This is a genomic window from Desulfovibrio sp. Fe33 (assembly GCF_028532725.1).
In the GTDB taxonomy this organism is placed as follows: Bacteria; Desulfobacterota; Desulfovibrionia; order Desulfovibrionales; family Desulfovibrionaceae; genus Pseudodesulfovibrio.
On sequence record NZ_JAQKGU010000008.1, the window covers coordinates 145,580 to 160,876 of the forward strand.

9 protein-coding genes and 1 pseudogene are annotated in these 15,297 nt (G+C 54.2%); 6 read left to right on the forward strand and 4 right to left on the reverse strand.

Annotation, left to right across the window (positions count from 1 at the left end; all coding sequences use genetic code 11):
* Positions 1–143: 143 nt before the first annotated feature.
* The gene (locus tag PSN43_RS11695; RefSeq protein WP_272700905.1) at positions 144–500 is read right to left on the reverse strand and encodes a transposase; all 357 of its coding nucleotides are present in this window, start codon (positions 498–500) and stop codon (positions 144–146) included.
* A 51-nt stretch (positions 501–551) separates the two neighbouring features.
* Positions 552–782: a hypothetical protein gene (locus PSN43_RS11700; RefSeq protein ID WP_272700906.1), complete on the reverse strand. Its 231-nt coding sequence runs from the start codon at positions 780–782 to the stop codon at positions 552–554.
* Positions 783–1,682: 900 nt separating this feature from the next.
* On the opposite strand from PSN43_RS11700, the gene PSN43_RS11705 reads away from it, so the two are divergent.
* Both PSN43_RS11705 and PSN43_RS11710 read left to right on the forward strand, forming a co-directional pair.
* Entirely contained in the window at positions 1,683–2,327 is a 645-nt protein-coding gene (locus tag PSN43_RS11705; protein WP_272700907.1) for a hypothetical protein, read from the forward strand.
* Between the two features lie 735 nt (positions 2,328–3,062).
* Positions 3,063–4,316, forward strand: coding sequence for an NRAMP family divalent metal transporter (locus PSN43_RS11710; RefSeq protein ID WP_272700908.1), 1,254 nt, complete (start codon positions 3,063–3,065; stop codon positions 4,314–4,316).
* A gap of 80 nt (positions 4,317–4,396) precedes the next feature.
* Here PSN43_RS11710 and PSN43_RS11715 read toward each other — a convergent pair whose 3' ends face one another.
* Complete coding sequence (locus tag PSN43_RS11715; protein ID WP_272700909.1) at positions 4,397–5,119, reverse strand: FadR/GntR family transcriptional regulator; 723 nt, start codon at positions 5,117–5,119, stop codon at positions 4,397–4,399.
* A 322-nt stretch (positions 5,120–5,441) separates the two neighbouring features.
* Here PSN43_RS11715 and PSN43_RS11720 point away from each other — a divergent pair, with 322 nt between their 5' ends.
* The 3 genes from PSN43_RS11720 (at position 5,442) to PSN43_RS11730 (ending at position 11,826) form a co-directional block, all read left to right on the forward strand.
* A complete protein-coding gene (locus PSN43_RS11720; RefSeq protein ID WP_272700910.1) occupies positions 5,442–7,943 on the forward strand; it encodes a 2-oxoacid:acceptor oxidoreductase family protein in 2,502 nt (833 codons plus the stop codon).
* Between the two features lie 99 nt (positions 7,944–8,042).
* The gene (locus PSN43_RS11725) at positions 8,043–10,451 is read left to right on the forward strand and encodes an acetate--CoA ligase family protein (RefSeq protein WP_272700911.1); all 2,409 of its coding nucleotides are present in this window, start codon (positions 8,043–8,045) and stop codon (positions 10,449–10,451) included.
* A 64-nt stretch (positions 10,452–10,515) separates the two neighbouring features.
* Positions 10,516–11,826 (forward strand): MFS transporter, encoded by a 1,311-nt coding sequence (locus tag PSN43_RS11730; protein ID WP_272700912.1) that lies wholly within the window; start codon positions 10,516–10,518, stop codon positions 11,824–11,826.
* Positions 11,827–11,930: 104 nt separating this feature from the next.
* On the opposite strand, the pseudogene PSN43_RS11735 reads toward PSN43_RS11730, so the two are convergent.
* Positions 11,931–12,113 (reverse strand): annotated as a pseudogene (locus PSN43_RS11735) (transposase); the annotation flags it as partial.
* 605 nt (positions 12,114–12,718) lie between these two features.
* On the opposite strand from PSN43_RS11735, the gene PSN43_RS11740 reads away from it, so the two are divergent.
* On the forward strand, positions 12,719–15,295 hold the full coding sequence (locus tag PSN43_RS11740; protein WP_272700913.1) for an ATP-binding protein: 2,577 nt from the start codon (positions 12,719–12,721) through the stop codon (positions 15,293–15,295).
* The last annotated feature ends 2 nt before the right edge of the window (positions 15,296–15,297 follow it).

A 15,297-nucleotide genomic window follows, 5' to 3' on the forward strand; every position in this document is an offset into this window, starting at 1 on the left:
CATGAGGAAGCCATCAACTCAGAATATCGCCCTGGCACGACAGGTAACCTCGAATAGAAGGGAGAGATGGTAATCCCCCCATTTCTAGAGGGTCTGAAAAGAAGAACCTACGCACCCTTTCCCAGCCTTGCTACTTTTCTGGTTCATCCGGATAAAGCATACTTTGCTTCGTGAATCCCCATGATCCTGAGCTTGACGAACTCGGTATCCCGATAGCCGTAGGCTTGCCGTTTTAGCGTCTTGATCATGTTGTTCGTCCCTTCGATTGGGCCTGATGAGATGGGGTGTTCGTGGTAAGCGAGGATGCCGAAACGATACGTGGCAAGCGTCCTCGTCATGCCCCACAAAGGGCGCATCTCCGATGTTTCGCCCCTGGCGATCCAGTCGTTGATTACCTTCTCGGCCGTCGCCTGATTCGGCTGGGACCAGAGTTGTCGCAAATCATCTTTCAGATAGTAGGCTGTCGCCAAAGGTTTGTTCAGCCGCAACGCTTCATCCAAGCGCTCCTTTTCATCGCGGCTTTTGTCTTTTTGAGATGTCCCAAAACGGGATCAGCGTTTCTCGGCTTCGTCCTTCGCCGACAAAGACGACTGCGCCACTTTTGAGGTCCATGACCAGCGTGAGGTACTTTTGCCCTTGCGGACGCTGATTTCGTCGATAGCGATATACTTGATCTTTCCCAGACTGGGTCTTGAGAAACGGCGAAACAGATAACGCATGAAGATCGATTTGATGGTGTCCCAACCGACGCCCAACAGATCGGCAACATCCTGAATCGTCATCTTTTTTGCCTGGGCGAGGGCATATCACTCAAAAGCTTTCGTATACCAGCGCCTGGGGTCGGCGATCTGAATGTCGATCAAGCGAATGACGCCGCAATTGCAACATCCTACCCGTTGGACGGGAATGACCAGCCAAACGGGCTTGAAACCGATGGGCACAGTCTGCACTCATCTTGCGGCAAAGCCGTGGCGAATGATGTTCTGGGATGGCAGCAGGGGCAACGAATCAAGTTATCCTTGGGCCGCACTCTCAGGATGATGTTGCCTTCGATGAAATCCTGCCGAACGTAGTCGTAGCCCCCCGCAAGCCGAATGCGTAGTAGATGAAACTCGTGGACATGGCGATTACTCCCTCCGCTGGTTGGTGATGCTTCCAACGGTTGGACGCCATGTCCTTTCATTTTGTCAAAAGTACGCTTGAGCCGGATGAACTCATCTTCTCGCCGACCTGTACTTTCAAGGCAAAGCCTGTTGCAAAATACCAACAAGTCTGCGACAGCTCGGGGAACAAAATAACTTAACCGGCATATTTTATGGACGAAGACTCGATCGGGAAACAGATTGAATACAGAATCGCGCGCCTGAACACATACCGTTCGTTCGGCGTTTTTTTTGTCCTCTGTTTCTTGGGATACATAATCATCACCTCGTTCAGGGATGTGGCTATACACGCACCTGAACAAATGTGCCAGATTGTGAAGATCGTCGACGCTCTAAGCTTGGACAGATGGATAATCGGGGCTATCGCGGCCGTTACCTCTACAGGGTATATATACGAGAGAAAGGGCAAGAAACGGGCTATCCGTGAAAAAAGCAAGCTCCAAAAACGATTAGAAAACAATGATCCCGGACGGACCAGCAGTCACTTGACGGAAACTGGAGACACACCGGAGGAATGATATGGCGCATCTTTTCCTGGCAGTATTTGCCTCATTTGTTTTGGCGGTCGCATGGGAAAAAATGTGGCGCAAGTCTTTGCTTGATGACAGCCGTGACCGGCTCTTCGACCTGCGGGACGAATCCAGACAGTGGTTCCTGGAAAACGGATACACACTGGACAACAATGTCTATCAATCTCTTCGCTCTTTGCTGAATGCACACATTCGGCATTGCGAAGACTTGACCCTGACTAGATACGTGGTGACCACCCAGATGTATGCCGAATCTCCAAAGCTTAAGGAAAACCTCGACAGTTACCTACAGGCAAGTTTTTGGACTGAGGACGAGAAGATTAATGATTACGTGGCACAGTCAAGAGAAAAGGCTTCAATGATTGTTATGGACCACATGATGAAAGGCAGTTTCTTCATAGCCTTGCCCGTGCTGGCAGCCGTTCTGGTCATGTTCGTTTTAATCATGGGCAGGGCGCTATGGGCATCCCTTCGCGACTGCCGTCTTGTTACCTTGGGAGTGCGGCGCACAACAGTCCTCGCCACGGTAGCAGCCCTGATTTTCATGCTTCCATATAGGACATTAACCATTCATCCGAATGTGGCCCGCTACTTTGGACAACAGCAAATAGAAATTTACTCTGCAAGAGGGTGATTCATACGTCCGTAAGCTACAGACAACAAAGCCCCGGCAATCTGCCGGGGCTTTTCTTATTCTTCTTCCTGTGCTTTCTGTTGTGAAATATACGCGTCCGGGTCGCACCGAGGGCAAAGGTATAGCCTGTCATCACACCGTTCGCAAACCGGCATTTTTATAGAATCTTCAGCCCCACTGCAGTACTCGCATTTGACGATATCTTCACATCCACACCTCTCACACTTCGAATCAATCATTGGAACCTCCTAAATTCTTGGAGGCTGTACCAGATAACTAGCCATTATCTTTTCAAAACAGCGCGTATTTTCATGTGATCACTCCGGTTATTTTTGGAAACACATTCTCCAAGCTCGGCTGCCACCTTTGTGTTTTGTGCAACTCGCGGTTAAGAATCATGATCGGTTCGCCTAACGAGTGAACGCATGTTTTTCTAAAAAGCCCACAAAATTGCGCGGCCGTTCATGAAGGGCAGCCCAAAGTCCTCTCTTCATTTTATCCTGCCATTTATTCTCGAGCCAGGTAAGGCAGATGTACAGGACGGCTATGTGGTTGTTTCGCCACTACAACGTACACAATACAAGGCAAAACCGGCTCTCTTGCCCCTTTTGGGACACCTCTATTTTTACTGAACAAGCTTGACTTATCTTCTCGATCAAGCCAATAAGTCTGACATTAACTTCCCGCAGCAAAATTTCGGAACGAACGCCCTCTCAGTTTTCCAAGGAGGCTTGTATGAAAGCAGGGGAATGCAAGAAAAAACGCAGATTAATTAATGCGATAGGGCCTGGGTTGTTATATGCGGCTGCCGCTGTCGGAGTGTCTCACCTTGTCCAGGCGACTCGCGCCGGGGCAAACTATGGACTCGGCCTCACTGTGGTGGTCATTGCGGCCTGCCTCCTCAAATACCCTGGACTTCGTTTTGGTGGCATATACTCGGCGGCAACCGGAGAAAGCTTGATCGCCAGCTATCGCAGAGAAGGATGGTGTGCTTTTCTCGTTTATAGCCTTGCCCAATTGTTCAGCATGTTCTTTGTCATTGCCGCATTGTCCCTGTTCACCTCCGGGCTGGTCCAAGCGGCACTCAACATTCAGATTGGAAGTGCGGTAGGCGCAGCCGGAATGCTTGCCCTCGTTATTCTCATGCTAAACATCGGACAATATGGCACTGTCGAACGAATTACTAAATATATAGTCGCCATATTTTCTGTTTTGATTGCAACGGCAACGATTCTCGTAGTCCCCAAAATTGAATGGTCGCTTTCAGCGTTCGCCCTGCCCAAAATCGATGCAACACTATTTCCCTTCCTACTTGCGCTTATCGGTTTTATGCCGAGCCCCACCGATGCATCGGCCCTCCAGTCGCTATGGACATGCGCGCGGGCGACCGAACGGTGTGAGCGGGCAAGCCAGAAGGATGCGGCCTTTGACTTCAACTTTGGCTATTCCATAACAATACTCACAGCCATGTGCTTTCTGTTTCTTGGCGCCGGTGTCCTCCACACCCCCGGTATCGAACTGGCTACGACCAATTTCGGCTTTGCGCGACAACTCATGACTCTCTTCACCGAAACAGTCGGAGCGTGGAGCCTGCCTATTATTGCCCTTGCTTCCATATCAGTGATGTTCTCGACCCTGTACTCGGTGGTTGACGGGTACGCCAGGATCGTTCTTGAGGTTATCAACTACGGCCTGCCCCAAAAAAAATCATCCCGAAGCACTAAAACAATATATACCGCCACTGGCATTGTGCTCTGTTCCGGGGCCGTTGTCATATTGGCGACAATGATGAAATCCTTCTCGACCTTCATGGATTTGGCATCCACTATTGTCTTTATCACCAGCCCCATCCTGGCCATCCTGAACCATCGAGCCGTCTTTGGAAGCACCTTTCCGAAAGAATCGCAGCCCAACTCCTTCATGAAGGCCTGGAGCATCGCAGGCATTCTGTTCCTGGCAGCTCTCACTGTTGCCTATTTCTGCACTTAGCGATCCCTTGTATCCAAAAATAAAAAAACTAAAGCGAACGGCAGAACACCGTTCGCTTTTTCCTACCTTTCCTCAAAAGTTCATCTCAGATTCACATCGCGAAGCAACTTCTCCTGGGACACCATGGCGGCTTTCAGGCCGGAGACATGGACATACATCCTTTCAAAGACCAATTGTGGATTGCGGGATTGAAGTGCCTCAAGGATATTATGATGTGCATCATCGTCATGCACATACGGAGTCGAATCGCCAAGCATCTCCGTGAACATTATGGTGAAGCTCATAAAGCTACGGATAGACACGTCATAAAACGGATTGCCGCTCAATTGTCCCAATTGAATGTGAAATTTCGCATTATGCCTGACCCGCCTCAATGTTGCTTTTTGACTGACAGCCATATCGTTCAAATCGGCTAATTTCTGCAAGTCCATTGGAGAGGCCTTCATTGCGGCCAGCCGTGCCGCTTCCGGCTCAATCAGCAGCCGGGCCGTCAGCAAATCATCAATTTTCATCTGCCCCATAAGGATCAAATCACCGAAAAGATCCCCCATCGCACAGGACTCAATCACATCCCTGACAAATGTCCCTCCATTCTTGCCGCGTCGGGACTCCAGATATCCTTGGGCTTTCAACGCTCCCAGAGCTTCCCGGATCACCGCCCGACTTGAAGCATACCGTTTTGACAACGCTTCCTCACGAGGCAGGGCATCCCCCGGAACATACTGCTGAAGGAGAATCTCCCGCTTGATCTTGGCGACAATAGCCTCTTTACGGCTCTGCTTCACAACTATCTGTTTTTCCATGCTTACTTCCGGCGTTAATTGAACAATATTTTGAATATATCCCATCTTTTGCCGTGTGTCGAACCAGAAGTTCAGACTTCATAGGCTCAAAATCTCTCAAGCAACCAAAAATCTATTCGCCACAGGATACTCGTCAACGAAGAGTTTAATTATTTTATTATTTCTTAACAGCATATTAAAGTTAATCGTAGGCCTTGATGACAATTCCGAAACCATATTGACATAAAGTCAGACTTTATGTAAAAAAGGCTGTAACCAAAGCAACCGTCAGCCGTACAGGCCACTTGCTGGCCATAACCCTATTCATCTTAGGAGAACATTCATGAACCCCATCAAAACGCTCTGCACCCAAAGCAATGGCGAAGCCGCTGTCCTGCAGGGCAACATCGCATTTGCCGTTGGCTGTGTCCGTTCCGGAATTCACGCCGTTGACGGTTACCCCGGCACCCCCAGCACGGAAGTTATCGACAAGGGGCTGAGTTGCGTTCAGGACATGATCACTGTTGGTTGGTCAGTCAGCGAGGCCGCCTCTGTTTCCATGGCATACGGCCATTCCCTGGCGGGTAAGGACTGTGTGTCCACCATGAAAATCCCCGGCCTGTTCCAAGCTGCCGATCCGTTCAGCAGTTCCGCTTTTTTCACTGAAGACCGGGGTGCGCTGGTATACTACATCGCTTCGGACTTTACCCCCAGTTCGACCCAGCACCTTGTTGACCCGCGTCCTTTCATCAAAAGCTGCTTCATTCCTATTCTTGAACCACGCAATCATCAGGAAATGCACGAGGCTGCCGAAACCACTGCCAACCTGAGCCGTGAATACAAGACCCCGGTAGTCATCCTGGCAAGCGGCACCCTGTGTCATAGCGAAGGCTTGATCCGATTGTCCGAAATCAAGAAACGAGAACCGGTCGAAATCAAGGTTCCGTTGAAAACGTTCAATACCCTGCCGGTGCTGGCTCGCGCCAATTATGACAGAGTCGTCACAGAGCGCCACCCCGCCCTTGTGGCGATGGCCGAGAGCACCCCCCTCAACAAATGGGAGAAGGGCTCCGGAAGGGTCGGCGTCATCACATACGGCGCCAGTGAGATGATGGTGCGAGAGGTAAGACAGTCCATGGGCGAGGACATCGACGTTTTGTCTTTGGGCTTCACCTTTCCTCTTCCCATGAAGCTGATCAGTGAATTCTACGATTCCATTACCGGCGACGTCATCGTCGTGGAAGACGGTTACCGTTATCTCCAGGAGGAATTGGAGCGCGAGGGTTTTCCCGTCAAAGGCAAGAAAACGGCCGACACCTTGACCGAATGGACCCCTGCGCAGGTTGCGGAGTTATTGGGATACTCCCTGCAATCGGCTTATTCCAGCGACGTGATGCCGCTCAGCCGTCCGCCGATGATATGCGCAGGCTGTCCTTACCGCCTGTTCGGTGAAACCGTCCGTTTGATGAAAAAGAAGGGCAAAATCGAGGCCTGCTTCGGTGACATCGGCTGCAACACCTTGCTGTATTTCATGGACGCTCTCGACACCAACGTAGCCATGGGTGCCAGTGAGGCCAATCGTGCGGGATATGTCCTGGCCAATCCCGACAAGGCCTCCAAATGCATCAGCTTACTGGGTGACGGCACTGAATGCCATAGCGGTATGGATGCTACCCGCAACACGCTTTTCCGCCAGATCCCCGGCGTGAAGGTCATCCTCGACAACAACTGGACCGCCATGACCGGCGGTCAGCCCGGACCGACATCCCCGGTCAACTTGGCCGGCCAGGAAAACTCGTTCGACCTCCAAGCTTCCCTGAAAGCCCATGGCGCAAAGGTCGCCACCGTGGACGGCTATGACCGCAAGGCCATCAGGAAAGCCCTGACCAGCGCCTTGGCCGACGCCGAGAACGGTACGTTCACCGTTCTGGTCGTCACCGGTGTTTGCATCCGCAAAGTTCCCAAAAGCGCCTACGGCACGAGACTTACCGTCGATGCCAATACCTGCAAGCGTTGCGGAATCTGCCAGATCTGCCCTGGCATCCAGGCCGATGCGGAGGGACTGCCCTTCTTCAACAACTTGTGCAGCGGTTGTGTCAATCAACCTGCCGCCTGTTCCCAGATGTGTCCGGTCCAGGCCATTTCCGTGGCCGGGCCATCCGAGAGGAAAGAAACCGCCGCTCGCGTCGAACGGCCTGAGGCCCCTGAAGAAATCACCATGCCCAAGGCCGGTTCATACGAATTGCCCGAAAGAATCGCCGTCGCCATCCGCGGCATTGGCGGACAGGGCAACCTGTTCTTCGGCAAGGCGCTGACCCAATTGGCCTTCCTCGCGGGCTATGGCGATACCAATGTAATCAAGGGGGAGACCCATGGAATGGCCCAAATGGGTGGCCCGGTCATCTCCACGTTCAGTTGCGGCAGAGTTGTTTCTCCCATTCTGATGCCTGGTACGGCCGACTGCCTGGTGAGCATGGAGATGAGCGAAGTGCTCCGCCCCGGATTCGTGGATATGCTCCGCCCCGGCGGCACCGTCCTTCTCGCAGACACACAGGTTTTGCCTCACGGAGCGAAGGAGGACCAGTACCCTTCCCAGGAGACAATAATCGCCGCCCTGGAGGGATACAATGTTATTGTAATAGACGTGTTGAAGGCCGCTCTCGAGCTGGGCGACCCCACTGGCCGTATTGCCAACGTGGTCATGATGGGCGCGCTGAGCAGACGGCCCCCCTTCGACGGATTCCCTGTGGAGTTATGGCACCAGGCCCTCAAGAAGGTGAGCCCCAAAGCGGCAATCTGGACCGCCAACCACGCGGCCTTCAACGCCGGTAGAAAACTTCTCTAACAAACCCTATTGGCCGGAAGGGGCATCATCGCCCCCTTACAACCTCCACCCCTTCCGGCCTCTTTCTTTACTGATAAATCAGAAAAAGGACCCAATGCCATGCAATCCCAAAGTGCAGTCTCCATCGACTACGACGCCATAAGCGCTCTTTTTCGTTCGGCACAAGATGAACACCGCAATTTCCTGTATGAATATGAAGTATACAACCTTCTCGGCAAATCCGGTGCGGAAACCCCGCCCCAATGCATCCTCATACCTCAGGGTGCCCGTTCATCCGACAGTGAACTGACCGCGTTGCCCGGCGAGAAAGTGGTCCTGAAAATCGTCTCCGCAACCATCATCCACAAGACGGAGGTGGGCGGCGTGCGCGTTGTCCCCAAAAGCCCGGACAAGATACGTTCGGCGATCCGGCGCATGCTGTATGAAATTCCGGAAAATTTTGCGAACATGATCAACCTGGACCCCAGCCATGCGCCCGAGGCATATAGAGGACTGACCGGGGACGCCCTCATCACGGCCATCCGTCGTGACATCAAAGGGGTGCTCATGGTGCAGTTCATGCCGCCGGATTCCGGGGCATTCGGCAACGAACTCATCGTCGGCCTGCGCAACACCAGAGAGTTCGGCATGGTCATAAGCGCGGGCCTTGGCGGCACCGACACCGAACTCTATGCCGAACGATTTCGCAAAGGGCAGGCCATCGTGGCCGCCTCCTGTGAATTGACCGACGGCGACAGTTTTTTCAAGCTCTTCCAGAAGACCATTTCCTACAAGAAGCTGGCGGGACTTACCCGAGGCCAACGCAGGATCGTCACCGATGAACAACTGATCGAATGCTTCTCCTCGTTTATCGAAATGGGCCGCCGCTATTCTTCCTCCAATCCGGACGCCGAGTTCGAGATTCAGGAGATGGAGATCAACCCCTACGCATTTACCGATTACCTCATGGTGCCTCTGGACGGCATGTGCCGTTTCGGCCTGCCGGGCGAACAGAAAAACACGCGCCCCATCGCCAAAATCCACAAATTGCTTCACCCCGGCAAGGTCGGAGTGATTGGAGTGTCCACCAAGCGCAGGAATTTCGGTCGGATCATTATGGACAATATCCTGGCCGCAGGATTCCCCATGGAAAACCTGTGTGTTCTCCGGGAGGGTGTCGATGCAATCGATGGAGTCATATGCTATCCGAGCCTGGAGGCCTTGCCCGAAAAGCTCGACCTGCTCGTGGTCGCTGTTGCGGCGCCGCAGGTACCGGATTTGGTGGATGAAACACTACGCCTGGACGCCGCCGAGTCCATAATGCTGATTCCCGGAGGAATGGGCGAAACGGAAGAAAGCAAGGACCGTGCTGCCAGAGTCATCTCCGCCATTGACGAGGCGCATGGAACGGAAAACGGCGGCCCGATCTTTCTCGGCGCCAACTGCATGGGTGTGGTTTCCCATCCCGGTAATTACGACACCTGGTTCATCCCGGAAGAAAAACTCCCCAAGGACCGTGAGGCCACATACTACCGAGCCGCTTTGGTCAGTCAGTCCGGCGCATTCATGCTCCATCGCTCCAGCCAATGTCCGGAACTGAACCCGGCCTATATGGTCTCCATGGGCAACCAGACTGACTTGACGCTTGGCGACATGGTCAAATATTTCAAGGATTCTGACAAAGTGGATGTCATCGCGGTCTACGCGGAAGGCTTCAATGACCTCGACGGCCTGGAGTTTTGCAATGCGGTCCGTGAAGCGGTGCTGGCAGGCAAGGAGGTGGTCTTTTACAAGGCGGGCCGTACGCCTGAAGGCAAGAATGCCACCAGCGGTCACACCGCGTCCTTGGCGGGCGACTACATGGTTTGCGAATCCTGCGTCCGGCAGGCCGGGGCCATCGTTGCCCGGAGCTTCACCGAGTTTCAGGATCTGTTCTTCCTGGCTGAAAATCTGTTTTCCAAGGAAATCAAAGGCAACCGGCTTGCCGCCGTCAGCGGGGCGGGATTCGAGGCCGTGGGCATGGCGGACTCGATCCAGTCCGATGATTACCAGATGCACCTTGCCGACTTCAGCGAAAAATCCATCGAAAAGATTGGAGATATCCTCAGCGCAAAGCGGCTCGACAGCTTGGTCTGCATACACAACCCGCTGGACATCAACCCTGCCGCCGACGACGAAACCCATGCTGTGATCGCCGACATCCTCGCCCAGGATCCGGGCACCGATGCCATTGTCATCGGCCTGGACCCGCTCTCCCCGGCCATACACTCATTGGCTGGAACCGACATCCCGGCCTTCTCCATGAACGAGGAGAACGGCGTCCTTTCCCTGCTTCCGGAAGTGGCGAAACGCAGCGACAAACCGATTATCGGTATCATCGACGGTGGCCGCCTCTACGATCCCATGCGTGACGTCCTGAACGCCAAAGGCATTCCCGTCTTTCCCGTATGCGATCGGGCCGTGGCGGCACTGTCCCTGTACATTGTGGCAAGGCTGTATGCCGACTCCATCCGCATGGAAAGAGATTAGGGGAAAACAGCCACGCCAATTAATCCGCGGCATATACAATTTCAGAAAAGTGAAGGAGAACCACATGTCAAAAACGGCCAACACCATGACACCCCCAAATCAGGATATCCAAATGGAAAGAAGACGGAAATTATACGGCTATTCTGTCGTGGCGGCGTCCACTCTGGCCATTTTCAGCCTTTTCGGGTACAGGGCTACCTTTGGCGTTCTCAAGGGGGCCATGAGCGCCGACATGGGCTGGAACCAGTCCGAAGTGGCCTTAGGCTACTCTCTCATGATGCTGTGCTACGCGATATCCGCCGTCTTCTGGGGGATGATGCTGGACAAAATCGGGGCAAAGCTCAACTTTTTCGTCGGCTCATTCCTTGCCGCCGGCGGCTTCTATTTCACGAGCCTGGCCGACTCGCTCTACACTTACTATGCAGCCTTCGGACTCCTGTCCGGATTAGCCACAGGCATGCTGTGGGTTTCGTCCACCATTACCGTTCGCAAATGGTTCGTCGGCAAGGATTATGCGAAAATGTTCGGGTTTGCCTTTGCCGGAGCACCATTGGCAACCATTATCATGAATCTTTTCGTGAAACAAAGCCTGGTCAACGCTTCAGGCGGTGATGGATGGCGCGACGCTCTGCAAGTGCTGGCCATCATCACCCTGGTCCTGTTGCTCCTGGCAGCCTTCATTACCAAGAAGGCACCCGAAAATTACGGCATGAAACCTTTCGGGCAGCTTGAAAACGCCTCGGGAGAACGAATTTGGTCTGCGAAGGAGGCATTCTCAACTTTTCCGGTGTGGGGGGCAATCCTCGTATTCCTCACTGCCATGCTTGGAGAATTCCTCATCTGGACGCAAGTGGTCAGCTATTGGACAACAGATTTGGGAATGCCCTTGGGCAAAGCAGCCAACATCTTCATGGCAATCGGCTTCCTCGGCCTTGTTTTCATGCCGGTCCTTGGTGGCATCGCCGACAAGGTCGTGCAAAAGTCTGAAGACGAAATCCATGGCCGCAAGCGAATGCTCATATATTCGCCCATCGCGGGTATGCTCTGCACTGTCATTCTACTGATTCAAGGCTTCAGCCCGACGGGATTCGGCATTTTATTCTGTGTACCCTTTGCCGCCTACTGGGCAATCTTTTCCGGTGGTGTGTACGGCTATGTGGGGGCAGTCTATGGCCGAGTTTCCCTCGGCAAAATAGCTGGCATAATGAGTTGTATCGTCATGGGGACCGGCCCCTTTCTCGGCCCTCTCATTGGCGGCTATCTGAAGGACCTCACAGGAAGCTACCAGTATTCCATGGTCTTTGCCCTCTGCGCCTTCACGCTCTCCATGCTCTTGGCAACCCGACTTCCCCGATCAGTGAAGGCCAATGACTGATCGACTGTTTATACCTTAAAAATGCTCACCAAGAGGCCACTCATCCACTGAGACGAGTGGCCTCTTTCATTGGAAGACGCCACCCTCATGGTGGCAATTCATTTCACTTTTTCATCACGACCAACGGTAGACACAAAGTAACCTCTTGCCCAAAAGGATTGCCCCGCATACCCGCGAACCCGCCCTTCTACTTCTCGCGCAATGTGAATTGCGCTCTTACCTTTTATCAATCCAACCACTTCGGAAACCGAATGCTTGGGAGGGATTGCTCTGTACATATGCCCATGGCTATCCCCTCCGATGACACCCGCCTGAGCACAATCCCCTTGCCGTTGCCACTTGCCCCAACCAATTTGAATCGAGCAGGTGCGGCGGTATCTGGTCGGCCTGTTCCTGGAAGCGTTCCCTGGGACCTCCTCTTCTTGGGTACTTATTCTCGCGCCGGCCCCTTCCAATCTTCAGGCCATTCGCTAACCTTGTTTTTTTCCAGAATTAGTGGAATAGCAGCCTCTTGCCGGGCCGTTCTTTCCAAAAAACCTGGAATTCTGCGAGTCTCCCTTTTGTAATGCGTTGTAATCCATCGGAATAAATTGTATTTTTGAATTCCAGCATGGTACGATTAATGTAGTCCTCAAAGCATAATGCATTCAAATAAAACACATCTGCCCGCATCCTCCGTATCTGCCATTGGATTCCAAAGCGCAGCCCGGGGCTGTTTTGGCGAGTTCGCCGAGATGTTTTCCGTATCGCGCAACGCCAGCGCTTCCCGAACGCTAATCGGCGGGCGCCGGATCGAGGCGGGCATGTGGATGACCGGCATGGGCACGGAGCGCCCAGGCGTCCCCTTCCCATGATTTCCTTCGGTCAACAAACGGCATCCTGCGGAGAAAACGTGCGATTTTCAACAATCACCCTTGTAGTTCTGCTTGCGCTCGCAACTTTCGCCGGGTGTAATTACCTTGAAGCCGAAAGTCCTCTCACGCCCGATGAACGGCAATGGGTAGAGGATCATCCGGAGGGAGTGAAGGTCGGCGTGGGGCTGCACTATCCGCCCTACGAGACCTTCGACCTCAACGGCGATTATCAGGGATTGAGCGCCGACTTCATACAACTCATCAGCGAAAAGACGGGGCTAAAAATCACGCCTGTCCGCTTCCGCAACCGCCAGGAGACGCTCAAGGCCCTCCTGACCGGAGAAGTCCAGCTCATGGCGGCGCTGGAAATGACGCCCCAACTCCGTGAGAATTTGGACTTCACCCAGCCATACATCAGCGTGCCCGCGGCCATCATCTGCCGCAAGGAGTACACCGAGGATCTGACCCTCGACAAACTTTCCGGTATGCGCATCGGCGTCACCGTATCCGACCATTTCACCAAATACCTGCACGAACGGTATCCGGACGGCGGCTACTCCATCGTGCCCATGGCGGGCGGCTACATCGGCGGCCTCCGGTCGCTGGCGGTCGGCGACGTGGACGCCCTGATCTGCGACATGGCCCTCGCCTCGCGCTACATCGCCAACGCCCGCATCAGCAACCTGCGCATCGCGGGCATCACCAACTATTCCATTGAATTGCGAATTGCGTCACGCAAGGATTCTCCCATGCTCGGCAATGTCCTGCGAAAGGGACTGAGCCTCATACTGCCCCACGAAAGACAGAGCACCGAAGAGGAATGGCTGTCGCTCCAATACCGCCCCTTCTGGACCAGCCGGACATTCTGGTTCTCCGTGTTCGCGGTCTTCGGCGTAATCATGGGAAGCATCATACTTATCCTGTTCTGGAACCGGAGCCTCAAACGGCAGGTCAACCAGCGGACCAGAACGTTGAGCTCCATCAACAAGGTCCTGCTCGGGTCCCTGGACTGCCGCACCGAGCAGGAAGTCATGTTCCGCTGCCTGGCCGAGGCCAAGACCATGTCCGGGAGTGAACGGGCGGCCCTCTGCCTTGTCGCCAAGGGCGGCGGCATGACGCGCATCCTGTCCGTTTCCGGCGACGATTTCGTCGAAGACGCCACGGTAAGGAAAATGGAGTCCCCCAACCTGACGTCGGAACAGATCGCCGAACTTGAGGGCGGACGCCACATCCGGCTATCCATCGAAGACGAGGACAGGCATATCGTGGCTGTCCCCATCAAGACCGGGGCGGGAACAGCCCAGCCGGTCATCAACGTCATGCGGTCGAACCGGGATTATACGGAAAATGAGATATCCCTGCTGACAGAGGTGCTTTTCGCCTTTGACGAGGCGCTCCAACGAAAACGCACCGAGATATCCCTGCACGACAAGGAACGCCAACTCCAGAGGGTCCAGCGGATGGAGGCCCTCGGCACTCTCGCGGGCGGTATCGCGCATGATTTCAACAACCTGCTCGGCGTCATCGTCGCCAACGGCGAGATGATCGAGCTGTTCCATATCGACGGAAGCGAGACGCTGGAATCCAAGACACGGGCCATCCTGGCCGCCGCCTACAGGGGACGCGACCTGGTCAGCCAGATCCTGAGCTTCACCAGCAGGGGCAATGAAGAGGCGCGGCTCATCAACATCAGTCCGATCATTAAGGAGGCGGTGAAATTCCTGAAGGCCTCCCTTCCCGCCCTTATCAACATCAAATATGAAATAGGGAAACCGGAACCGTCCATCCTGGCGGACCCCACCCAGGTCCATCAGGTCATCATGAACCTGTGCACCAACTCCGCGCACGCCATGGAGGGAAACGGCGGCACCCTCTCCATCAGCCTCCGCCTGGCCGAACCTCCCGCCGATGCCGTCGCCACAGGTACGATTCGCGCCTGCGACTACCTTTGCCTTTCGGTGAGCGACACGGGCAAAGGCATCCCAGAGAATCTGCATGAACGGATTTTCGATCCTTTTTTCACCACCAAGACCCTGGGAAAGGGAACCGGCCTGGGATTGGCCGTGGTACAGGGAATCGTCAAGGGATGGGGCGGGTTCGTCCGAATGGAATCGACCGTGAACCGCGGCACCACGTTCCGCGTCTACATCCCCTCGTGCACCGACGAACAATTCGACCAGCCGAGCCCGATTGCCCGGCGCAAGCTCCCCGGCGGGACGGGCACCATCCTCTTTGTCGACGACGAGAAGGAACTGGCCGAATCATACAGCGAGCTGCTCGGGAGCCTCGGATACAAAGTCCACTCCGCCACCGACAGCAAAAAGGCGCTTTCCATGTTCGAGGCGTCCCCGAACGCCTTCGATCTCGTCATTACCGACTACAACATGCCCGGCCTGCGGGGCGACAAGCTCGCAAAGAGCATCCTCGCAATCCGGCCCGATCTTCCGATCATACTCTGCACCGGCTACAGCCACAGCTTCGGCGAGCAGGACGCAAAGCAAATCGGCATCGAGACATTTCTGAACAAGCCGGTCGAACTTCGAAACCTGGCCATGGCCGTCAGCAAATTCCTCGGCCCGGGCGACGGCCTGTTCAACAACAACCGGAACCAATAGAG